The sequence below is a fragment of the Streptomyces sp. NPDC044044 genome, assembly GCF_056434405.1.
In genome coordinates this window covers 323521-346660 of the sequence record NZ_JBWKFG010000001.1, presented here as the reverse complement: position 1 = coordinate 346660, position 23140 = coordinate 323521, and the positions used below count along the sequence as shown (strand labels likewise).

Here is a 23140-nt window from a genome sequence, read left to right as displayed (position 1 = left end):
GCGTGCGACTGCGTGCGAGGGCACTGTCTACCCGACGATCCTTGCCACAGTGACAAGTCCCGTCCATGGCCGTACGCACTTCGTACGCACCTTTTTCCGATGGCACTATCACTCTGTGACAAACAAGCGGGAAAGCGTCCGGCAGGAGCTCCTGGCCGATCCCCGCCTCGTAGAGGCGGTCGTCGACGCGGTGCACGAACAGGTTCCGGCGTACACGGCGCTCGACGGCAGCAGGTTTCCCGAGGTGCGGGCCATCGCGGCGTGGGCGACGGACCGCCTCCTCGACCACTGGGTCACGGACGGCGCGATCGGCGACGCCGATCTGCGGCGCTTCCGCGGGATCGCGGCGGCGCGGGCAGCGGACGGCCGCCCCTTGCAGGCCGTCCTTCGCGCCTACCGGGTCGCGGCAGCGGTGCTCGCGGACGAGGTCGCGGCCCGAGCGCCGCAGCTGTCCGCGAAGGACGCCTTCGCGCTCGCGCAGCTGCTGCTCACCGCCATGGACACCATCTCCGAGGAGATGACGACGGCGTACGCGGCCACCAGTGAACGCCTCACGGGTGACCGCGACAGGTCGCTGCAGCTGCTGCTCGACGACCTGATCGCGGGCCGCCACGCATCGCTGGGCGCGCTCGGCGCGCGGGCGTCACGCCTGGGTGTCCAACTCCCGGAGCGCTACTGCCTGTTGGTGGCGGAACCGGCGGACGCCGGAGCCCCGGACGGCGGCTCGTCCGACATCTCCCTCGCCACGTCGACCGCGCTGCTCACGGCCCTCGACGGCGGCGGAACCCGCGGCGCGTCCCTCGCGACCACCCACGGCTCGCGTGCCGTCCTGCTCCTTCCTGCCGCGTCCGCCGACGCCGTGCCGGACGTCCTGCGCGGGCAGTCCTGGCGCGGCTGCGCGATCTCGGGCGAGAGCCTGGACCGCGTCGCGGTCGCCCACCGCCTCGCCGCGGGCGCCCTGGACACCGCTCCCCCGCACGCCCACCACGCCGACCGGGTCCTCACCGACGCCGACGCGCACGTCCTGGCCCTGCTCGCGGGCCACCCCGTGGTGAGCCCCGACCAGATCGGCCGCATCGTCCTCGGCCCCCTCGTCGACCGCGCCCAGCGCCACCTCCTGGAAGCCCTCACCGCGTACGTCGACACGGGCTCCGCCAATGCCGCGGCCCGCGAACTCCACCTCCACCCGCAGTCCGTGCGCTACCGCCTGCGCCGCGTCCGCGACCTCACGTCCCGCGACCCCCAGGACCCGTGGCAGCGCCTCACCCTGGACATCGCGCGCACGATCGTGCTCGGGGGACGGAACGGATGAACGTCGGGGGGACGGAACGGATGAACGGATGACTCCCTCCGTCAGACCGCCGCCGCGTCACGGGTGGCGGCCGCCAGTTCGGCGCGCAGGGCCGCGAACCGGGGCGCGCCGCGCAAGGCGGCCACGTCCGTCGTCGCCGCGCGCGGCAGGGGGACCGCCACTTCGTCGATGACGCGCCCCGGGCCCGCGGCCATCACCAGGACCCGGGAGCCGAGCAGGACGGCTTCCTCGGCGGAGTGCGTGACGAACAGGACGGTTGTTCCCGTGACGGCCGCCAGTGTCCTGACCTCCTCCTGGAGGCGTTCACGGGTGAGCGCGTCCAGTGCGGCGAACGGCTCGTCCATGAGCAGGATCTGCGGTTCGGTGGCCAGGGCACGCGCGATGGCCACGCGTTGCTGTTGTCCGCCCGAGAGCTCCCAGGTGCGGCGTCCTGCCATGCCCGGAAGCCCGACCAAGGACAGCAACTCCTGGACGCGGGCGGCACGTTCGGCCCGTACGACACCGTGCCGTGCCAGCGCGAAGGAGAGGTTGCCGCCCACCGTGCGCCAGGGGAACAGGCGCGGCTGCTGGAAGACGACACCTACCTTCCGGCGCACCTCCACCGACCCGGTGGCGGGCCGCTCGAAGCCGGCCACCAGTCGCAGCAGCGTCGTCTTGCCGCACCCGGACGGCCCGACGAGCACCACGAACTCGCCGGGCTGCACGGCCAGGGACACGTCGGAGACCGCCGTCACCGGTGCCTTGGCCGTGCCGTAGCGGACGCTGACGCCCGACAGTTCGATGTCGGACGCGGTCGAGTCGGTCTCAGCCTGCGACACGGGCCAGCTCCTTCACCGCGAGGTCCTTCTCGAAGGCCGACCGGTCCGGAACCGCGTCGATGGCCTTCTGCGCCTTGAGGAAACCGGCCGCGTCGTGCAGGTTTCCGGCGAGCGCTCCCGGAGCGCCGGGCCTGCCGATGTGGTCGGCTCCCCGCTGCTGCTCCGCGGTGAGCAGCACCAGTTGGGCGAGCTGCTTCCGGGCGGCCTTGGGGCTGAGGTTCAGCTCGGCGCCGATGGCCTCTGCGGCCTTGTCCGGGTCGCTCTTGGCCAGCTTGACGGCCTGGTCCTCCGCCGTGAGCCAGGCATCGACGATCTTCGGGTGCTTGGCCGCGAACGCGTCGGTGACCACACCGAGGTCGGCGGTGGGCTTGCCCTGCTCGGCGAGCTGACGGCTGGTGACCAGGACCTTCCCGTCCTTCTTGAGGTCGGTGAGCGTGGGCGTCCACACGTAGGCGGCGTCGATGTCACCGCGCTGCCATGCGGCGAGCGCGTCCTGCGGCTGCAGGTCGACGAGCGACACGTCGGAGGCCTTGAGACCGGCCGAGTCCAGTGCCGCGAGGAGCGAGTAGTGGGCGGTCGACCCGAAGGGCGTGGCGATCTTCTTGCCCTTGAGCGCCTTGACGGACGCGATGCCCTTCTTGGCGACGAGTGCCTCGTTGTCGCCGATCACGTCATGGATCCACAGCACCTTGTACGGAATGTTCAGCGGCGCCGAGAGACCCTTCGTGACCGGGCTCGACCCGGCCAGCGCGAAGTCCACCGACCCGGCGATCACCGCGGTGTTGACGTCCGCCCCCGAGTCGAACTTCACCCACTTCACCTCGGCATCGGGCAGCGCCTTCTCCAGGAGCCGGTGGTTCTTGACCACCAGATCGGCGTTGGGTATCGCCTGGTAGGCGATGCGGACCTGGGTCTTTCCGCTGCCGGACGCGGCGTCGGCGCCGTCGCCGCAGGCGGTCGCGGTCAGGGCGACCAGAGCGGTGGCCGAGGCGAGGAGAGTGGTGCGGCTCAGGTGTGAGGGCATGACGGTTCCTTCGTACGTTGACGTGGAGCGGGAGGGCCGGAAAGCGAGGGGAGGCAGGGAAGAAGGGGTGGGAACGGGGCAGCAGGCGGCCGGGGCGTCAGACGCGGCCCCGCCACGGCACCGCCACCCGCTCCAGCCCCTTGAACAGCGCGTCCAGGACGATCCCGGAGAGGCCGATGGCGATGATCCCGGCGATCACGACGTCGGTCTGGTTGTAGCGCTGGGCGTCACGGATCATGCCGCCGATGCCGGGCACGCCGTTGACCGTCTCGGCGGCGACGACCGAGGTGTACGCGATGCCGACCGCGATCCGCACACCGGTGAGGATCTCCGGCAGTGCGGCGGGCAGCCGTACGGAGAGCAGCAGCACCACGGGCCCTGCGCCCAGCGCACGCGCGGCCTCCACCAGGTCGCCCGGCACCCCGCGTACGGCGGCCGCGGTGGCCGCAGCGATGGGCGGCAGCGCTGCGACGACGAGCAGCCAGATCTTCGGGGTCTCGTCGATGCCGAACCAGATGACGAGCAGGGAGAGGTACGCCAGCGGAGGCAGCGTACGCAGGAAGGTGACCGCTGGTTCCAGGACCACCGCGAGCGGTTTCACCACGCCGATGAGCAGCCCCAGCGGGATCCCGGCGAGAGCCGCGTACGCGGTGCCGATGCCGATCCGGCGCAGCGAGACGGCCAGGTGCTCGCCGAGCAGGTGGCCGCTGAACCCGCGCACCCCGTCGTGGACGGTCGACGCCTGCACGAAGGCGTGCCACACGTCTCCGGGCGACGGCACGAGGACGCGCGGCCAGAGGTCGGCCACAACTACCGCCTGCCAGGCGGCGAGGAGCACGGCGAGCGCCAGGAGCCGCAGCGCCGTCCAGCGCAGGGGCGCTGCCGCGGCCCACGTACGCCGTGCGGGCCGTGGTGCTGCCGCCGATACGGGCCGGGTGCTCTCTTCCGTGTTCTTGAGCAGGTCCGAGTTCTTCAGCAGGGTCACGCCGTCGCCTCCGTGAGTGCGCGCAGCCGGGGAGCGACTTCTTCGCCGACCCGGTAGGCCTCTTCGAGGTGCGGATAGCCGGAGAGGACGAACTCGTCGATGCCGAGCGCGCGGTACTCGAAGAGCCGCTGGGCGACCTCGTCGTGCGAGCCGACCAGAGCGGTGCCCGCACCTTCGCGGACGAGGCCGATGCCCGCCCACAGGTTGGGTGCGACGGTCAGGTTCCCGGCCGAGCCGCCGTGCAGGGCGGTCATCCGGGCCTGCCCGGTGGAGTCCATGCGGGCGAACCGCTCCTGGGAGGCGCGGACCGCCTCCGGGTCGAACCCGGCGAGGATGCGGTCGGCCTCCGCCCACGCCTCGGCGGCGGTGTCGCGGGTGATGACGTGCAGCCGGAGGCCGAAGCGCGGGGTGCGGCCCAGGAGCGCGGCCTTGCCGCGCACCCTGGCGATGCGTTCGGCGAGCGCGGCCGGGGGTTCGCCCCACAGGAGCTGCACCTCGGCATGGCGCGCCGCGACCTCCTCGGCGGCCGGGGAGGCACCGCCGAAGTAGAGGGGCACGTGCGACGCCGATGCGGGCGTATCCAGCCGGGCACCCTCCACCCGCACATGACGGCCTTCGAGGTCGACCGGCTTGCCGTCGAGCAACTCGCGTACGACCTGCATGAGTTCGCCGGTCCTGACGTACCGCTCGCTCTTGGGAAGGTGGTCGCCGTACGCCCGCTGCTCGGCCGGGTCACCGCCGGTGACGACGTTCAGCGCGATGCGGTCACCGAACAGGCGGCGGAAGGTGTCGGCCTGCTGGGCGAGCAGCGTCGGACGGGCAAGGCCCGCGCGGAAGGCGACGAGGAAGCCGATCCGCTCGGTGACGGCGGCGAGGGCCGAGGTCAGCACCCAGGGGTCCACACAGCCGAGGCCCACGGGAGTCAGGAGCTTGGCGAAGCCCGACTGCTCGGCAGCGCGGGCGACTTGGGCGAGATACCCGAGGTCGGCGCCGCGCCGGGTCGCGGCGGCGGTGCGGCCCTGGACGGCGGTGACACCGCCGGGGTCGCGGCCGTCGCCGCCGGTGGGCAGGAACCAGTGCAGCACGGGGGCAGCGGGGGAGGACATGCTGGGGCACCTCGGGAGAGAGCGGACGCGGGCGGGCCGCCCCGCGTCATGCGCAGGGGCGTGCCGGGCTGCCCGGGTGTCCGGGGCTGAGGAAGGAGTCAGGTGCGGCGGCGGCCGACGACCGGTCGTATGCGGTCGTCAGCGGAGCGAAGGGGTGCGGAGGCTCGGTGGAGCGCTCAGCAACAGGCCGCGCGACAACAGGAGATGGCCCGACACAGCATCCCCGAGACACGCAGAAGGTCCACGTGGCGACGGGAGACGAGGGCGGGGTTCATGCGTGCATCCTGACCGGGTCCTCGTCCCACCGACAACCCGGTTCCGCCATGTGGACAGGGAGATCCCGAATCGCGATACCGCCAGGTGCCGCCCCCGCTGCCCCTCCCCCGGGAACGACCGTGCGCCTGCCGCGAACGGTCGGCAGGCGCACAGGTGTTGGCGGGCGACGGCAGTTGGCCTCAGGCCGCGTGCGGCTCCGCCGACTCCACTCCGATGACCTTCCGGTACGCACGGGCGCCGTCGCCGTAGTCGTCCACGGCGTAGTGCCAGGTCGCCCGGTTGTCCCAGAGCACGAAGTCACCGGGATTCCAGCCGAAGCGGATCGTGTAGTCGGGAGACGACGCGTGCCGGAGCAGGTGATCGAGCAGCGCCTTCCCCTCCTGCGCCGTGACACCCGTCAGGCCGATCGCCGACGTGCTGATGAACAGCCCCTTCCGGCCGGTCTCGGGGTGTTCAAGGACGACCGGATGCTCGACGGTCTCCTCGACAGCGGCACGCTTGCTGCCCTGCGCGTAGTTCTCCGCGTTGGCGTCGTAGACCGCACCGACCGATGCGAGCAGGGCCTTGAACGGCTCGGACAGGTCGTCGTACGCCGCCTGGAGATCGGCCCACAGGGTGTGGCCGCCGAGGCCGGGCACGACCTCGTAGCTCAGCGACTCGATCGCGAAGACGGGCCGCCGCCACAGCCCGCCGATGTGCCAGGTGCTCGCCTTGCCCGTCTGCTGCACGTTGTAGGGGTAGACCAGCGGATTGCCTGGGTCCTTGACCGCGGTCGGGTGGTCGAAGGGCTCCGCGAAGATGCTTACGGCCGACACGTGCTGATCAGGCGTCAGGTGCTGGTCGCGGAAGACCAGCACCTTGTGTTCGTGGAACGCCCTGCGCAGGTCCTCGGCGGTTCGGTCGTCGACACCGGCCGTCAGGTCGATGCCGGTGATCTCCGCGCCGAACCGGGGACCTGCTCGCCGTACGTCGAAGCTCGCGACAGTGGTCATGGATGCTCCTCCATGTGTTGCCGTACAGGAATGACGTGTTCGCTGTTCGCCCTCACCCGGACAGGGGCGAGGGCGAGGTCAGGAACGTCGACACGCGGACGCGTGGACGCGCGCCAGATCCACGTACAACCTGCGGTACAGCACTGGAGTGCTCACCCTTCATGTCTAGCAGGCCGGTGGGGAGGAGATCGTTGCGGCTGCGTGAATTCATGACGCTCGGATCGCCTCCGCCCGGATCACCTGCGCCGCCACTCCTCGGCGAGCAGTTCGTAGGAGCGCACCCGGTCGGCGTGGCCGTGGGTGATCGTGGTGATGAGCAACTCGTCCGCGCCGGTGGCTTCCTGGAGCTGTTCCAGCTGGTCGGCGACGCGCCCCGGGGACCCGGTGAACTGGGTTTCGGTGCGGTCCTCCACCAGCGCCCGGTCCGCGTCGGTCCAGACGTGCCCGCGCGCCTCCTCCGGCGTCGGGTACTGGATGGCACCCTCGGCCGTGCGGATGCTGCGGACCCACGGGCCGTAGCCCGCGGCGAGTTCGCGGGCGGTCGCGTCATCCTCGGCGACGACCACGTCCGCGGAGACGCTGACGTAGGGCTTGTCGAGTACGTCGGATGGCTTGAACGCGGCACGGTAGCCGTCCGCGGCCTCCAGCACCGTCCCCGGGCTGACGTGGTAGTTCGCCGCGAAGGGCAGGCCGTTGCGGCCCGCGACGTCCGCGCTCTGGCCGCCGCTGCTGCCCAGGATCCACACCTCGATGTCGGCGCCCTCACCGGGCACGACATGCGCTTCGATGCCGTCCTCGGAGCGGTACGTCCCCGCGAGCAGCGCGAGGATGTCGTCGATCTGCTCTCCGTAGTCCTGCGACTGGGCGTGCGGCAGCTGGAGCAGCTTGCGCTGCAGGGCGACGCGGGGCGAGCCCAGCAGATGCTCGTAGGAGAACCGTGGCGGGATCCGCAGCCCGTTGGGTGCGTGGCCGTCGACGACGGGGGTCGCGGTCGGCGGCGCGGCAGCGGGCGTTCCGGGCGGCTTGCCGCCGGACCGGCCGAGGCCCAGGTCGAGGCGCCCGGGGTGCAGCGCGTCGATCAGGCCGAACTCCTCGACCGTGGAGAGAGCGGTGCGGTGACCGAGCTGTACGGCTCCCGCACCGAGCCGGATCGTCGAGGTCGCCGCGGCGGTCAGGGCGAGGACGACCGCCGGTGAGGTGCCGGCCACGCCCGGGTTGAGGTGGTGCTCGGCGAACCAGTAGCGGGCGTAGCCGAATCGCTCGGTCTGCCGGGCCAGGTCGATGGAGTTGTGCAGTGCGGCGGCCGCGGTGGAGCCGGACGAGACCGGGACCAGGTCGAGGACGCCGAGTGGGATGGCTGACATGGGGGTGGTCCTCCTCAGTGGTCGGCCGACGCGGGCACGGGTGTGGGTTCGGGTGTGGGTACGGGCTCGGGGTAAGGCTCGGGCAGGCGCGCCTCGGCGTCGGGGTGGGCCAGGCCGAGGTGGTCGCGCAGGGTGGTTCCCTCGTACTCCGTGCGGAACACGCCGCGCTCCTGGAGCAGCGGGACCACGGTGTCGGCGAAGGCGTCCAGTCCGCCCGGGGTGATGTGCGGGACGAGGATGAAGCCGTCGGACGCGTCGGCCTGGACGAAGGAGTTGATCGTCTCGGCGACGGTGGCCGGGGAGCCGACGAAGGACTGGCGGTTGCCGGTCTCGATGACGAGGTCGCGGATGGACCACTTGTTCGCGGCAGCGAGCTCGCGCCACTCGCGCGCGGTGGCCAGCGGGTCGCGGTACATCCGCACCTGGGCACGTCCGCGGGCGATGGTGTGCTCACCGACGTCCGGATCGATGTCGGGCAGCGGGCCTTCCGGGTCGTACGCGGAGAGGTCGCGGTTCCAGACGAACTCCAGGTGCTTGATGGCCGTGGCACCGCTGACCTGCTTGCGCCGCACCTCACGCGAGAGCTCCTCCGCGTCGGCGTCCGTGTCGCCGAGGACGAAGGTCGCGGCGGGCAGGATGAGGAGCTGGTCGTGGGTGCGGCCGTGGCGGGCCAGGCGGCCCTTGACGTCCGTGTAGAACTCCTGGCCTTCCTTGAGCGTGCTGTACCGGCTGAAGATGGCATCGGCGCCCTCGGCCGCGAACTCGCGCCCCTCGTCCGAGTCACCGGCCTGGAAGACGACCGGTCGCCCCTGGGGGCTGCGCGGGACGTTGAACTGCCCCTGGATGTCGAAGTGTTGACCCTGGTGGACGAAGGCTCCTGCCCGCGCGTCGCGCAGGAAGGTGCCGGTCTCCTGGTCGGCGACGATCTCGTCCCCGCGCCAGGAGTCGAACAGCTCGCCTGCCGTGGCGAGGAATTCCTTCGCCCTGGAGTACCGCTCATCCTGCGGGAGGAATCCGCCGCGGCGGAAGTTCTCGCCGGTGAAGGCGTCCCAGGAGGTCACGACGTTCCACGCGGCGCGCCCGCCCGAGAGGTGGTCGAGGCTGGCGAACTGGCGGGCCACCTCGTAGGGCTCGTTGAAGGTGGAGTTGATGGTGCCGGTCAGGCCGAGGTGTTCGGTGACGGCGGCGAGCGCGGTGAGAACGGCGAAGGTGTCGGGCCGTCCCACGACGTCCAAGTCGTAGATCTTTCCGCCCTGTTCACGCAGCCGCAGCCCCTCGGCGAGGAACAGGAAGTCGAACTTGGCGCGCTCGGCGGTCCGCGCGAAATGCGCGAAGGAGCTGAACTCGATGTGGCTCCCGGCCTCGGGGTCGCTCCATACGGTGGTGTTGTTGACGCCGGGGAAGTGTGCCGCGAGGTGGATCTGCTTGAGCGGCTTGTCCGGTGACTTGCTCATGACGGGGTCCCTTCCGGTCCGGCTCAGGCGGTGGCGGCGTAGCGGCTCGCGGGGCGGGTCAGGCCCAGCAGGCCGCGCAAGGTGTCGGCTTCGTACGCGCGCCGGAAGGCGCCGCGGCGCTGGAGTTCGGGCACCAGGCCCTGAGTGATCGCCGGGAGGTCGTGCCCGACGACGGCGGGACGCAGCCGGAATCCGGTCAGCCCGGCCTGCCCCCACTCCTGCAGCAGGTCCGCCAGTTGGGCGGGCGTGCCGGTGAACACCCGCGCGTCACTGGTGTACGGCTGACCCGCGAGGGCGTCCAGACGCTCCCGCCGGGCCACGGCGGCGGCCGGGTCGTCGTCGAGGAACACCACCAGGTCGCCGAAGAGGTGCAGGGGCTCATCGGTCCGCCCGGCCGCGTCCTGTTCGGCACGGACGGCCGTGACGACGGCGCGTGCGTGCCCGGCGTCGCGCGGGGTGACATATCCGATGTCGGCGGAGCGGCCGAGGAACTGGAACGGATCGTCACTGGCGCTGTCGTGGGCGAGCGCGCTGACGACGGGGCGGCCCTGGGGCGGCCGGGGCGTGATCGAGGGACCCTTGACGCTGAAGTGCTTGCCCTCGAAGTCGATGTAGTGCAGCTTGTCGCGGTCGATGAAGCGGCCGGTGGCGACGTCCCTGATCTCCGCGTCGTCCTCCCAGCTGTCCCAGAGCCTGCGCACGGCTTCGATGTAGTCGGCCGCCTCGTCGAAGAGGTCGGCGGTCAACTCCCGTACGGCCGGTGTTCCGAGGTCCTCGATGCGGAAGGCGGGGAAGGTGCGGCGGCCGAAGTGCGCGGCCTCGTTCCGGCGTGCGGACACCTGCACGCGGACGCCGGCGCGGCCTTCGCTGACGTAGTCGAGCGTGGCGATCGCCTTGGATATGTGGAAGGGCTCCGTGTGCGTGGCCACCACGGTCGGCACAAGCCCGATGTGACGGGTCAGGGGCGCGACACGGGCGGCGATGAGGACGGCGTCGAGCCGCCCTCGTACCTGATCGGTGCGTCCGTCGGGTTCGGTGAAGTGCGAGGACTGGAGGCCGAGTCCGTCCTCGATCGTCACGAAGTCCAACAGGCCGCGTTCGGCCTCGGTGACCAGATCGGCCCAGTACTGAGCGGTGAGCAACTCCCTTGGGCGGGCGTCGGGTTCGCGCCAGGCGGCGGGGTGCCAGCCCGCGCCGTCCAGCGCGACGGCGAGGTGCAGCGAGGCAGCGGAGGGAGCGGAAGAGGGCAACGCGGACGAGGGTGAGGGTGATGACGACACGAAGGAGTGCCTTCCTGATCGACCGTACGAGAACACCGGCCCCTCGGTTCCGAGGGTGCGGCGGCGGGGTGACGGGTCAGGAACGACAGAGCGCGCCGGCGACGCGCTGGAGGTCGATGTGCGGCCGGGAGTACAGATGCACCTGGCGGCTCGGGGCGATCGTGACGACACGCAGGTCGGACACGGGCGGCAGCACGGACGACGTGGACGGCACAGCGGAGACCGCCGACATGTCCGCCACCTCCGCTCGGCAAGCCAGGGCTTGACGCCGATACTCGTAACCTGCTCGGGACGTTACGTGAGGTCCCAGCGGTGCGCAATGCCCGTCGATCATGGGCGTCCTCACATCGCCGTACGCGCCTCGTCGTCCGTCTCCGTCAAGGACAACCGCCGGGCCACTCCTTCTGTTCCGCCTCCGGGCAGGGAGTCGCACGGCCTTCTTGACGGGGCCCTGTGCCCGGACCCAGACTTCCGGGGACGGTCACGATTGTCAGCGCCCGCCCGGCAGGCTCCCTGCCCGAGCGGTTCATCGGCCCCGGCCCGCTGACAGGCAACCCTTCCGCCGCGACGGGGTGCCCCGGGTGACGACCGGGTCCCGCCGTGGCGGCGGGGCAAGCGCGGCCCGGTGGCAACGGGCCTCGACGGCAGGGCTGGTGGACATGTCCAGGGCGGTCGGTGAGAGGAACAGCACCCAGCGGCCTCTCCTGTCCGCGCCCCGGCCCCGCCCCCGCGTGTTGACCAGACGGCTGCACATCGACCTGCTGCGCGTGTGCAGCGCATCGGCTCCAGCCGTCTGACGTCCACGCGTCACCCCTCTCCCTCCGCTGTGCCACCGCCGCCGTGCGCGCGGTCGGCGCGCCCCCTCACCTGTCTGGAGAGCCATGCCCGAGACCACGTCGCACCCGTCCCACCCGGCTTCCCTCGCGGATCCGTGTCCCCCGCACGAAACCGTCCCGGGCGGCAGCTGTCGCGCGCCGATCCGCAGCCGCATCGGCGCCGACCTGGCCGGCGGCTTCTACCCGGCGCCGCACCGCTACCACCTGTACCTCTCTGCCGGATGTCCGCGCTCCTTGCGCGTCTCGATCACCCTCGACCTGCTCGGGCTCCGGGAGTCGGTCACCACCACGCTCCTGACACCGCACACCACCGCGGCGGAACTCGACGCGCTGCACCGCTGCTACGAGGCCACCGAGCACCACTTCGACGGCCCCTTGACCGTTCCCGCCCTGTGCGACCGCTGGAGCGGGCACGTCGTCAGCAACCACACGCCCGACATCCTGCGCGACCTCGCCTGCCGCCTCGCCGCGCACGGCAGCGGCCCTCGCCTGCGCCCATCGGCCCTGGCAGCGCACATCGACACCTGGCACGAACTCCTCGCGAGCCCCCTCACCCACGAGACGCTGGACCGACTCGACAGCCGTCTGGCCTCCCACCCGTACCTCGTGGGCGACGAACTCACCGCAGTGGACGTGGACTTGTGGGCAGCGCTGGTCCACCCCACTCCGGACGCGGCCGAGCCCGGCGACTCCCACCCCCACGTCCGCGCCTACGTCCGCCGCCTGCACACCCACCCCGCCTTCTACGCCAACGGCCCTCACCCCAGGGCCGCGAGCACCTCCCGCGCCACCCGTTCCCCGCTCTCCACCCCGCCGTCGAGGTAGCCCTGGCCGTGCGTGCTGGTGTGTTCGCCGCTCGGACTCCCTCATCAGGGACCACCCGTTGTGCGGTTCTCGCAGCGGCGGCCGCGGCAGGATCGCCGCGGCCGCCGGTGGATCACCAGATCCGGACGCGCTCCGCGCGGTCCAGCCAGAGACCGTCGCCCTCCGCCGTCCCGAACGCCTCGTGGAACTCGTCGAGGTTGCGGACGATGTTGGCCCGGAACTCGGGCGGCGAGTGCGGGTCGATGGTGAGGTACTGCTGCTCCTGCTCCTTGCGGCGCTTGGTGCGCCAGCAGTAGGCCCAGTTCATGAAGAGCCGCTGCGAGCCGGTCGTGCCGTCGCTCTCGGGCATCGGGGCGCCGTCGAGCGCGATCTTGTACGCCGTGTGCCCGATGGTCAGGCCGCCCAGGTCGCCGATGTTCTCGCCGACGGTCAGGGAGCCGTTGACGAACTCGTCGGGCAGGTTGCGGGGCGAGAAGGCGTCGTACTGCTTGACCAGCGCCTTCGACTTCGCCTCGAACGCGGTCTTGTCGGCCGCGGTCCACCAGTCGTTGAGGTTGCCCGCGCCGTCGTACTGCGCGCCCTGGTCGTCGAAGCCGTGGCCGATCTCGTGGCCGATGACCGAGCCGATGCCGCCGTAGTTCTCGGCGGGGTCGGCGTCGGGCGAGAAGAACGGCTTCTGCAGGATGCCCGCGGGGAAGCAGATCTCGTTGGTGCCCGGGTTGTAGTACGCGTTGACCGTCTGCGGCAGCATGAACCACTCGTCGCGGTCCACCGGCGCACCGATCTTGGCGAGCTGCCGGTCGGACTCGAAGGCGTCCGCCGCGTGCGCGTTGCCGAGCAGGTCGTCGGGGGACACCTCGAGCGCCGAGTAGTCGCGGAAGGTGTCCGGGTAGCCGATCTTGGGACGGAACGTGGCGAGCTTCTCGTACGCGCGCTCCTTCGTCTCGTCCGTCATCCAGTCGAGGCGCGCGATCGACTGACGGTAGGCCTCAAGGAGGTTGGCGACGAGGTCGTCCATCATCGCCTTGGAGCTCGGCGGGAAGTGCCGCGCCACGTACTCCTTGCCGACGGCCTCACCGATGGAGCCCTCGACGAAACCGACCGCCCGCTTCCACCGGGCGCGCAGCTCCGGGGTGCCGTTGAGGGTGCGGCCGTAGAACTCGAAGTTGTTCCGGACGAACGCGTCCGTGAGGTACGGAGCGCACGAGCGGAGCACCCGGACCAGCGTCCAGTCACGCCACTGCCCGATCGGCACCTCGTCGAGGACCGCGGACAGGTGACGGAAGAAGGACGGCTGACGGACGCACGTCTCGGCGATGGTGGCGTCCGAGCCGCCGAGCCCCTCGGCATAGCCGCGCCAGTCGAAGTGCGGCGCCAGGGTGATCAGTTCGTGCAGGGTGAGGAGGTTGTAGGTCTTCTGCACGTCACGCGTCTCGGCCCGCTCCCAGTGGCCCGCGGCGAGACGGGTCTCCAGGGCGAGGACCGTCTGCGCGGCCTCGGCGGGCGCGGCGTGCTGCCCGAGCGTGAGGAGCTCGGTGAGATAGGCGACGTACTTCTCGCGGATCTCGGCGAACTTCTCTTCGCGGTAGTACGACTCGTCGGGCAGGCCGAGCCCGCCCTGGAGGACGTTGAAGAGGTAGCGGTCGGAGTCGCGGTCGTCCGTGTCGATGTACGTGCCGAAGAGGCCGGAGCCGCCGGTCCGCTCGAAGCGGCCGAGGAACGCGGCGAGCTCCCGGGTGTCCCGCAGCCCCGCGACCTCGTCGATCAAGGGCTGCGCGGGGGCGAGCCCGCGGGCGGCGATCGTCTCCTCGTCCATGAAGGAGGCGTACAGCGTGGCGATCTTGCGCGCGTCATCCGGGACGGCGCCGGACGACGCGGCCGACGCCAGATCCTGGATGATCACCTTCACTTGTTCCTCGGCCGTGTCGACCAACTGCACAAAGGGGCCCCAGCTGGAGCGATCCTCGGGGATCGCCTCGGTCTCCAGCCAGTGACCGTTGACGTGGCCGAACAGGTCGTCCTGCGGCCGGATCTCAGGGTTCATGCCCGCGCGGGCGTCATCCAGCATGCTCATTCACGCACCCTACGCGGACACGCCCCCCGAGCACGATCGGCCGGTCACCGCGGGCACGCCTCATCCAGCGACGTACTCCCGCAGGTGCTGCGCCGTCACGGTCTGCGCATCGGCCACCAGGGACGCGGGCGTCCCGGTGAACACCACTTGACCGCCGTCGTGGCCGCCGCCGGGGCCGATGTCGATGATCCAGTCGGCGTGCGCCATCACCGCCTGGTGGTGCTCGATGACGACCACCGAGTTGCCGTCGTCGACGAGGCGGTCGAGCAGGGCGAGGAGCTTGTCCACGTCGGCCAGGTGCAGTCCGGTGGTCGGCTCGTCCAGGACGTACGTCGATGACTTCTCGGCCATGTGGATGGCGAGCTTGAGGCGCTGGCGCTCACCGCCGGAGAGAGTGTTGAGCGGCTGGCCGAGCCGCAGATAGCCGAGGCCCACATCGCTGAGGCGGCCGAGGATGGTGTGCGCCTGGCCCGAGGGGAAGAAGTCATGCGCCTCGGCGATCGACATGCCGAGGACCTCGCTGATGTTCTTGCCGCGCAGCCGGTAGGTGAGGACCTCCGCCGTGAAGCGCTCCCCCTCGCAGGCCTCGCAGACGGACGCCACCCCGGCCATCATCGCCAGGTCGGTGTAGATGAGCCCGATGCCGTTGCACTTGGGGCAGGCGCCCTCCGAGTTCGCGCTGAACAGCGCGGCCTTGACGCCGTTGGCCTTGGCGAACGCTGTGCGGATCGGGCCGAGCAGTCCGGTGTAGGTCGCCGGGTTCGAGCGGCGCGAGCCGCGGATCGGCGACTGGTCTGCCACCACGACGCCCTCCCGGCCGGAGAGATAGCCGTGGATCAGCGAGCTCTTGCCGGACCCCGCGACCCCGGTCACCACGGCGAGCACCCCGAGCGGGATGTCGACCTCGACGTCCTTGAGGTTGTGCAGATCGGCGCCCTTGATGGACAGCTGCCCCTTGGGCACGCGCACCTGTTCGCGCAGCTGGGCCCGGTGCTCCAGGTGCCGTCCGGTCAGCGTGCCGGAGGAGCGGAGCCCCGCCACGTCGCCGGTGAAGCAGATCTCGCCGCCCGCCGTTCCGGCCCCCGGGCCGAGGTCCACCACGTGGTCGGCGATCGCGATGACCTCGGGCTTGTGCTCCACCACGAGCACCGTGTTGCCCTTGTCGCGCAGCCTGATGAGCAGGTCGTTCATGCGCCGGATGTCGTGCGGGTGCAGGCCGATGGTCGGCTCGTCGAAGACGTACGTCACGTCGGTGATGCTGGAGCCGAGATGGCGGACCATCTTCACGCGCTGCGCCTCGCCGCCGGAGAGCGAACCCGATGTGCGGTCCAGGCTCAGATAGCCGAGCCCGATCTCGACCAGCGATTCGAGCAGCTCGCGCAGGCTCGTGATCAGCGGCGCGACAGCGGGGTCGTCGAGTCCGCGTACGAACACGGCCAGATCGCTGATCTGCATCGACGAGCAGTCGGCGATGTTCAGGCCGTCGATCCTCGACGACAGCGCCGCCGCGGTGAGACGCGTGCCGTCGCACAGCGGGCACCGCGCGAACACCACGGCCCGGTCCACGAAGGTCTTGATGTGGGACTGGAGGGATTCGCGGTCCTTGGCGAGCCAGGTCCGCTGCATCTTGGCGATCAGGCCTTCGTACGTGAAGCCGTTCGAGCCCACCTTCACCTTGACCGGGGGCTTGTGCAGGAGGTCGTTCCACTCCTGCTCGGTGTAGTCCTTGAGCTTCTTGTCCGGGTCGTGGAAACCGGAGTTGACCATGATCTGCCAGCTCCAGGAGTCCACCGCGTAGTACGGGATCGTGATCGCGCCCTCGTTCAGCGAGAGCTCGCGGTCCACGAGCTGGTCGACGTCGACCGTGGAGGCCTCCCCGGTGCCCTCGCACTCGGGGCACATGCCTTCGGGCAGATTGAAGCTGAAGGCGCCCGATGTCCCTATCTCCGGGACGCCGAGGCGGCTGAAAATGATCCTGAGCATGGTGTACGCGTCGGTGGCGGTGCCCACCGTGGAGCGCGAGTTGGCGCCCATCCGCTCCTGGTCGACGACGATCGCCGCGCTGAGATTGCGCAGGCCGTCCACGTCGGGGCGGCCCAGGCTCGGCATGAACGACTGGATGAACGCGGTGTACGTCTCGTTGATCAGCCGCTGGGACTCGGCGGCGATGGTCCCGAAGACGAGCGAGGACTTCCCGGAGCCCGAGACTCCGGTGAAGACGGTGAGCCGCCGCTTGGGGATGTCGAGCGAGACGTCGCGCAAGTTGTTCTCGCGGGCGCCTCGCACCTGAATCACGTTGTGGCTGTCGGCGGGGGTGACCGTCACTGATGCTCCTTGGCCTGAACCGGGCGGAAGGAAAAGCGTACACCGTACCCAGTCCTCGTCCGGCATCAATTTTCCGACACCAATTGCCGCCCAATGGCGCTGAGTTGGTATGGACATGACGACCAAGCCGCTCCTATGCTCCGCCTGAACTCATCGTGAGAGCGCTCTCATCACCCTGTTCCTCCCCACCACGATGGAACGACAGAAAGGGCACTGCCATGAGACGCAGAACCGGAGTGCGCATCGCCTTCTCCTCCTTGCTCCTGGTCGGCACCTGGGCGAGCGCCTCGCTCGCCCCCACCGCGAGCGCCGCCCCCGCACCCTCCGCTCCCCACGCCTCCGCGGGCATGCTCACCGCCCTGCAGGACGACCTCGGGCTCACCGCGAGCCAGGCGCGCGCCCGACTCGCCTCCGAGAAGACCGCGATCCGCGTCGACCGCGCCGCACAGCGAGCGGCCGGATCCTCCTATGCCGGGTCCTGGTACGACGCGGACACCGGAAAGCTGACCGTCGCCACCACCAGCGCGGGCAGGACCGACGCCCTGCGCGAGGCCGGCGCCGCCGTCCGCGTGGTCCGCCACAGCGCGAAGGAACTGGACGCCGCCAAGGAACGCATCGACGCCCTGCCCGCGCCCAAGGGCGTCAGCAGCTGGCACGTGGCGCCCCGCAGCAACAAGGTCGTGGTGAACGTCGTCGCCTCTCAGCAGGACGACAACGATGTCCAACGCTTCGTCGAGCGTGCCCGCGAGGCGGGCCCCGTGCAGGTCGAGACGGTCGGCAAGGCGCCGAGCACCTTCGCGGCGGGGACCGTGGGCGGCGACCCGTACTACACAGGCAACGTCCGCTGCTCCATCGGCTTCTCGGTGCACGGAGGGTTCGTCACGGCGGGCCACTGCGGGCAGGCGGGAGCCGCGGTGCGCGGCTGGGACAACTCGAACATCGGCACCTTCCAGGGCTCTTCGTTCCCCGACAACGACTACGCGTACGTCAGCGTGGGCAACGGCTGGTGGACCGTCCCGGTGGTTCTCGGCTGGGGCACCGTCTCCGACCAGCTCGTGCGCGGCTCGGCCGAGGCTCCGGTGGGAGCGTCGATCTGCCGCTCCGGTTCCACCACGCACTGGCACTGCGGCAGCGTGCTCGCCAAGAACGAGACCGTGAACTACAGCCAGGGCGCCGTCCACCAGATGACCAAGACCAGCGTCTGCGCCGAACCGGGCGACTCCGGCGGCTCGTTCATCAGCGGCGACCAGGCCCAGGGGGTCACCTCGGGCGGCTGGGGCAACTGCAGCGGCGGTGGCGAGACCTGGCACCAGCCGATCAACGAGATCCTCGGGCGCTACGGACTGACCCTGCACACGGCCTGACGGCGGCGGACCGTGCCGGGCTCGCGCAAGGGCCCGGCACGTACGCCGCTGCGGTGAGTCCTGGCGGCTGGATGGCCCTAACCGGGTTCACCGCGGGTGCCCCGGAGGAAGGACTGCGGCTGCCACTGCCAGGAACGAACTGGTCCCGGAACCGCGTGTTCGGGGACGGACGGAGAACCGCGATGACCGCCAGGGCCCGCCGCCACAGCCGCATCGGCACCCGACTCCTTGCCACGGTCGCCGTGGGCGCGCTCACCATGGGAGCCGCACAGGAGAGCGCACCGGCGGACCCCGGCGCCCCGCCGCGCGACCGCTCCCCCTTCACCGGCGTGAACGCCGATCAGGGCCCGGTACTCGCGGTGAAGTTCGACAACGCGCGCATGGCACGGCCGCACACCGGTCTCGCGCAGGCGGACATCGTGTACGTGGAGAAGGTCGAGGGCGGCATGAGCCGGCTGATGGGGGTCTACTCCAGCCGCCTGCCGCAGTACGTCGGCCCGGTGCGCAGCGCCCGGGAGTCCGACGTCGAGCTGCTGCGGCAGTTCGGCCGCCCCGCCCTCGCCTACTCGGGAGTGCGCAGCTCGCTCAGCAAGATGCTCAAGCGGTCCCCGCTGTACGTCCGCTCGCACGGCCGACTCCCGGGTGCCTACTTCCGCACCGGCAGCCACCCCGCCCCGCACAACCTCTTCGTCCGCCCCCGGTCCGTGCTGCGCTCGGCCCCGAAGGCCGACCACCCCACCGACATCGGCTTCCGCTTCGGCGCGGCCCCGGCCGGCGGCGCCCCCGCCACATCGCGGACCGTCCGCTACGCGTCGGCGAGCCACACCTTCCACTGGTCGCCCCAGGAGCGCCGCTGGCTCGCGTCGTTCGACGGGGCCCCGGCCCGCAGCACCTCGGGGGCGCGTCTCGGCGCGAAGACGATCGTGATCCAGTACGTGGACATGCCCCCGTCGCGCTACAAGGACGTCAACGGCGCGGCGACGCCGTACATCAAGACGATCGGCAGCGGCAGGGCGACCGTCCTGCGGGGCGGCAAGGCGTACAAGACCCACTGGAAGCGGTCGAGCGCCACCGGCGGCACGACGTTCACCCGCCCCAACGGAGAGCGGATGCCCTTCGCGCCCGGCCAGGTGTGGATGGTCTTCGCGGACCGCTGAGCGGGCGGGCCGGGACAGGCGTCAGCCCGGTGACCGTGATGGGTCACCGGGCTGACGGGGGGGTACTCCTCACGGAGCGTCAGGTGCTCAGCCGCGTACGGACGCGAGCTCCCGGTCCTCGTCGTCCTTGCGCGCCTCGGGGAAGTCGCCGAGCTGCTTGTGCAGCTTCTCGCCCTCCACGTCGACGTTCGGGAGCAGCTTGTCGAGCCACTTCGGCAGCCACCACGCGGACTTGCCCAGGAGGGCGAGCACGGCGGGGACGATCGCCATCCGGACGACGAAGGCGTCGAAGAGGACGGCGATGGCAAGGCCGAAGCCCATCATCTTGATCATGTCGTCGTTCTCCATGATGAAGCCGGAGAAGACGCTGATCATGATGACGGCCGCCGCGGCGACGACCCGTCCGCCGTGCGTGAAGCCGGTGACGACGGACTCGCCGGGGCGCGCCCCGTGGACGTACGCCTCGCGCATGCGGGTCACGAGGAAGACCTCGTAGTCCATCGCGAGGCCGAAGACCACGCCGATCATGAAGATCGGCATCATGCTCATGATCGGGCCCGGCTGGTCCACGCCGACGATGTCGGCGAGCCATCCCCACTGGAAGACCGCGACGACCGCGCCGAGCGCGGCTGCCACCGACAGGAGGAAGCCGAGCGCCGCCTTGAGCGGCACGAGCACCGAGCGGAAGACCAGCATCAGGAGCAGGAAGGCCAGGCCGACGACGAGTCCCAGGTAGGGCAGGAGCGCGTCGTCGAGGGTCTGCGAGAAGTCGATGGTCATGGCGGTCGCGCCGGTGACCAGGACCTCGGAGCCCGTCTTGTCCCCGAGACCGTCGACCGTCGAGCGGATCGTCTTGACGACGCTCTCGGTCTCGTGGTCGCTGGGGCCGGTCTTCGGTACGACGTTGAAGATCGCGGTGTCGTCGGACTTGTTGCCGTTCGCCGGCGTGACGGCGGCGACGCCGTCGATCTTGGCGATCTCCTTGCCGACGGTGCCGGCCGCGGCGGCCGCGCCCTCGTCCTTGTCGGTGTCGACGGTGACCATCAGCGGGCCGTTGAAGCCGGCGCCGAAGGACTCGGACAGCATGTCGTACGCCTTGCGCTGCGTGGTGTCCGGTGCCGATGTGCCCTCGTCGGGCAGGCCGAGCTCCAGGCTGGTCGCCGGTACGGCGACCACACCGAGGCCCACCACGGCGAGCAGCAGGACCGGGATCGGGCGGCGCAGCACGAAGCGTGCCCAGCGCGTGCCGAGCTTCGGCTTGGCGTTCGGGTCGTTCAGGGTGCCTGCGGGCTTCTTGCGGTCCTTGCGGCGCAGCACCTTCTTGCCCGCGAAGCCGAGCAGCGCGGGGATCATGGTCAGCGCGATGAGGACGGCTATCGCGACCGTGCCCGCGGCGGCCAGGCCCATCTTGGTGAGGATCGGGATGTTGACGATCGCCAGGCCGGAGAGCGCGACGATGACGGTGAGTCCGGCGAACACCACGGCGGAACCGGCGGTGCCGGTGGCGCGGCCCGCTGCCTCCTCGGGCTCCCGGCCGTCGGCGATCTCCGCCCGGTAGCGGGAGACGATGAACAGGGCGTAGTCGATGCCGACGGCGAGGCCGATCATCATCGCCAGCGTCGAGGTCGTGGCGGAGAGGTCGAGGACGCTGCCGAGGGCCGCGATGCCCGAGACGCCGATGCCCACGCCGATGATGGCGGTGAGGAGCGGCATGCCGGCGGCGACCATCGAGCCGAAGGTGATGATCAGGACGACCGCGGAGACCGCGATGCCGATGAGTTCGGCGGAGCCGCCCATCTCCTGCTCGGCCATGACGGCGTCGCCGCCGGTCTCGACGGTGAAGCCCGTCTTGCGGGCGTCGTCGGTGGCCTTGGTCAGCGCGTCACGCGCCTTGTCGGTCAGCTCGGTGGCGGCCACCTTGTACGTGACGGACGCGTACGCGGTGGTGCCGTCCTTGCTGACGGCGTTGGCCTTGTACGGGTCGGCGACCTCGGAGACCTGCGGGCCGGTGCCCAGGGTCTTGACCAGCTTCTCGACGTCGCTCTTGGGGCCGGACTGCGTCAGCTTCTCGCCCTCGGGGGCGCGGATGACGACACGCGCGGTGGCGCCCTCGGCGCTGGCCGCGGGGAACTTCTCGTCGAGGAGGTCGAAGGCCTTCTGGGACTCCGTCCCCGGCATGGAGAAGGAGTCCTCGGGCGGTGCGGGTGCGGCCGACGCGGAGAAGCCGACGCCGACTAGCAGCACCACCCACATCAGTGCCACATAGCGGCGTCGCCGGAAGGCGAGGCGGCCCAGTTTGTAGAGGAACGTAGCCACGGCGAAGGGGCTCCCGTCGGTTTCGGCAGGCAGGGTGACACCCCCCGCGGCACGATCAGCGCACGTCAGGGCGGTCAGCAGGTTTCCTCTCAATAGTCCAGGCCCTGACAGGCCCGGAAGTCAGACTCAGAGCCGGACTATCGGCCCACGGGCGCTGTAGTGCCGTGCACCCTGGGTCATCCTCGGGTAGGAGATGTGGTCATGTTGTGTAGGACCCACACCGCACGCCTGATCGCCGGAGGATTCGCCTCCGTACCGTGGGACACCTCTTCACCACTCAACAACTCGCCCTCATAACACCTCAATAGGAGCGATAAGGTGTCGAGTCAGCTCTCAGATACTTGTCATCACCATCCAGGAGAACCTTCGTGACTCTTGCCATCGCGCCGTCTGAAGCCGCCGACCCGGCCGACGCCACCCCGGCCGACGCAACCTCGGCCGATGCCACCTCGGCCGACGTGCCCGAGCCGGTGGCCCGGGACGCCCGCGACTTCGGCGCCTACGCACGGACCGGCGGCTGGACCTTCGCCCTGAAGGTGGCGCGCAGCGTGCGCCCCGGCGGGCAGGGCGCCGACGAGACGCCGAAGGTCTCGGCGAAGGAGTTCAGCGAGCTGGCCGGCTGCTCCGCCGAGCGCGTCATGCGCTACTACAAAGCCTGGGACAAGGCCGCTGACGACGGCCTCGTACCCCACTTCGAGGCGCTCACGCCCGGCGAGGACATCGAACTTCCGGACTCCGACGTCTGGTTGACGTACTACGCATCCCGCTCCAGCGCCCTCACCCCGCGCGGCACCGCGATCACGGAGGCCGCCGAGGCCGAGGGCATCCGCCCCACCAAGGCCCTGGAGGTCGCCGAGAACCCCACCGCGCTGCGGGCCGCGATCCTCGCCGACCCCGGCACCGCGGAGGCGGCGCGGCGCGCGCTGATGGACCGGCTGGAGGAGGACCCGGCGCTGCGCACCGAGATGGTGCGCGACATCGTCAGGGCCGACGACCTCAAGAAGGCGGTGGCGGCCGAGGCCAAGGCGGGCGACCGCGTCGACTACGTCCGTCAGATCGTCGACAAGGGCCAGGTCAAGACGCCGGCGGGTCAGCTGATCGACGCGCCCGCCGAGCTGAAGGAGGAGGCCGAGCGCCACCTGTCCCTCATCGACGAGCTGGACGACGGCGAGGACTCCGGCGAGTGGGCCCGCGAGGCGTACGACACCGTGAAGGACCTGGTCGCCCAGACCGTCCAGAGCGACCCGCAGCTGCGGGTGCAGGAGCGCCGCGCGAAGTTCTACAGCAGCCTGCAGAAGGCGACGAAGGTCTTCGAGGAGCTGACCTTCGACGACGCCGAGGTCGACGACATCTACGAGGACGACATGCTGCTGCGCCTGGAGGAGCTGCAGAAGTCGATCGCCGCGTGCATCACGGCCTTGCAGGCGGCGACCACGGGCGCCGCCGCACCCACCGGGGACGCCGCCTGACGTCGGCGGAACCCCACCCTCCCCGTACATCCCGATGATGACCATGGCCTCTCCCGTAGCCCTGGAGTCGTACGGAATGACCCATACGCGGAGGGATTCGCCGCACCCCGCCCCGCTCGTAGCTTCTTGATCAACGTACGGAGACCGACGTACGGAGTTGATC

Annotated in this window: 17 protein-coding genes and 1 riboswitch; of the genes, 5 read left to right on the top strand and 12 right to left on the bottom strand. The window is 70.7% G+C overall.

The genetic code is table 11. The features are described 5' to 3' along the window. Positions 1-115 precede the first annotated feature (115 nt). A complete protein-coding gene (locus AC07AG_RS01640; RefSeq protein ID WP_478750751.1) occupies positions 116-1312 on the top strand; it encodes a PucR family transcriptional regulator in 1197 nt (398 codons plus the stop codon). Between the two features lie 41 nt (positions 1313-1353). Here the strand turns inward: AC07AG_RS01640 and AC07AG_RS01635 are convergent, their stop codons facing one another. The 9 genes from AC07AG_RS01635 to AC07AG_RS01595 form a co-directional block, all read right to left on the bottom strand. Beyond that, positions 1354-2130: an ABC transporter ATP-binding protein gene (locus tag AC07AG_RS01635; protein WP_478750749.1), complete on the bottom strand. Its 777-nt coding sequence runs from the start codon at positions 2128-2130 to the stop codon at positions 1354-1356. Further along, a complete protein-coding gene (locus AC07AG_RS01630) occupies positions 2117-3154 on the bottom strand; it encodes a taurine ABC transporter substrate-binding protein (RefSeq protein ID WP_478750747.1) in 1038 nt (345 codons plus the stop codon). The genes AC07AG_RS01635 and AC07AG_RS01630 overlap by 14 nt, the downstream gene beginning before the upstream one ends. A 97-nt stretch (positions 3155-3251) precedes the next feature. Beyond that, on the bottom strand, positions 3252-4133 hold the full coding sequence (locus AC07AG_RS01625; protein ID WP_478752173.1) for an ABC transporter permease: 882 nt from the start codon (positions 4131-4133) through the stop codon (positions 3252-3254). Positions 4134-4135: 2 nt separating this feature from the next. After that, positions 4136-5245: an LLM class flavin-dependent oxidoreductase gene (locus AC07AG_RS01620; RefSeq protein WP_478750746.1), complete on the bottom strand. Its 1110-nt coding sequence runs from the start codon at positions 5243-5245 to the stop codon at positions 4136-4138. A 455-nt stretch (positions 5246-5700) separates the two neighbouring features. After that, positions 5701-6513: a TauD/TfdA dioxygenase family protein gene (locus AC07AG_RS01615; protein WP_478750744.1), complete on the bottom strand. Its 813-nt coding sequence runs from the start codon at positions 6511-6513 to the stop codon at positions 5701-5703. A gap of 236 nt (positions 6514-6749) precedes the next feature. After that, a complete protein-coding gene (locus AC07AG_RS01610) occupies positions 6750-7877 on the bottom strand; it encodes an LLM class flavin-dependent oxidoreductase (RefSeq protein ID WP_478750742.1) in 1128 nt (375 codons plus the stop codon). A 14-nt stretch (positions 7878-7891) separates the two neighbouring features. Beyond that, on the bottom strand, positions 7892-9331 hold the full coding sequence (locus tag AC07AG_RS01605) for an NtaA/DmoA family FMN-dependent monooxygenase (RefSeq protein WP_478750740.1): 1440 nt from the start codon (positions 9329-9331) through the stop codon (positions 7892-7894). Positions 9332-9354: 23 nt separating this feature from the next. After that, positions 9355-10581: an LLM class flavin-dependent oxidoreductase gene (locus AC07AG_RS01600; RefSeq protein WP_478750738.1), complete on the bottom strand. Its 1227-nt coding sequence runs from the start codon at positions 10579-10581 to the stop codon at positions 9355-9357. Between the two features lie 106 nt (positions 10582-10687). Next, the gene (locus tag AC07AG_RS01595) at positions 10688-10843 is read right to left on the bottom strand and encodes a putative leader peptide (protein WP_478750736.1); all 156 of its coding nucleotides are present in this window, start codon (positions 10841-10843) and stop codon (positions 10688-10690) included. Positions 10844-11090: 247 nt separating this feature from the next. Beyond that, positions 11091-11235: riboswitch (SAM riboswitch) on the top strand. 257 nt (positions 11236-11492) lie between these two features. On the opposite strand from AC07AG_RS01595, the gene AC07AG_RS01590 reads away from it, so the two are divergent. Next, the gene (locus AC07AG_RS01590; protein ID WP_478750734.1) at positions 11493-12272 is read left to right on the top strand and encodes a glutathione S-transferase C-terminal domain-containing protein; all 780 of its coding nucleotides are present in this window, start codon (positions 11493-11495) and stop codon (positions 12270-12272) included. A 112-nt stretch (positions 12273-12384) separates the two neighbouring features. Here the strand turns inward: AC07AG_RS01590 and AC07AG_RS01585 are convergent, their stop codons facing one another. Next, positions 12385-14346 carry a M13 family metallopeptidase gene (locus AC07AG_RS01585; RefSeq protein WP_478750732.1) on the bottom strand — a complete coding sequence of 654 codons (1962 nt, stop codon included), beginning with the start codon at positions 14344-14346 and terminating at the stop codon, positions 12385-12387. Between the two features lie 60 nt (positions 14347-14406). Further along, the gene (locus AC07AG_RS01580; RefSeq protein WP_478750730.1) at positions 14407-16671 is read right to left on the bottom strand and encodes an ATP-binding cassette domain-containing protein; all 2265 of its coding nucleotides are present in this window, start codon (positions 16669-16671) and stop codon (positions 14407-14409) included. A gap of 218 nt (positions 16672-16889) precedes the next feature. Here AC07AG_RS01580 and AC07AG_RS01575 point away from each other — a divergent pair, with 218 nt between their 5' ends. Beyond that, the gene (locus AC07AG_RS01575) at positions 16890-18035 is read left to right on the top strand and encodes a S1 family peptidase (protein ID WP_478750728.1); all 1146 of its coding nucleotides are present in this window, start codon (positions 16890-16892) and stop codon (positions 18033-18035) included. Positions 18036-18217: 182 nt separating this feature from the next. Then, a complete protein-coding gene (locus AC07AG_RS01570) occupies positions 18218-19192 on the top strand; it encodes a DUF3048 domain-containing protein (protein WP_478750726.1) in 975 nt (324 codons plus the stop codon). An 87-nt stretch (positions 19193-19279) separates the two neighbouring features. On the opposite strand, the gene AC07AG_RS01565 is transcribed toward AC07AG_RS01570, so the two are convergent. Further along, positions 19280-21508 (bottom strand): MMPL family transporter, encoded by a 2229-nt coding sequence (locus tag AC07AG_RS01565; protein ID WP_478750725.1) that lies wholly within the window; start codon positions 21506-21508, stop codon positions 19280-19282. A 368-nt stretch (positions 21509-21876) separates the two neighbouring features. Here AC07AG_RS01565 and AC07AG_RS01560 point away from each other — a divergent pair, with 368 nt between their 5' ends. Next, positions 21877-22977: a hypothetical protein gene (locus tag AC07AG_RS01560; protein ID WP_478750723.1), complete on the top strand. Its 1101-nt coding sequence runs from the start codon at positions 21877-21879 to the stop codon at positions 22975-22977. Positions 22978-23140: the final 163 nt, after the last annotated feature.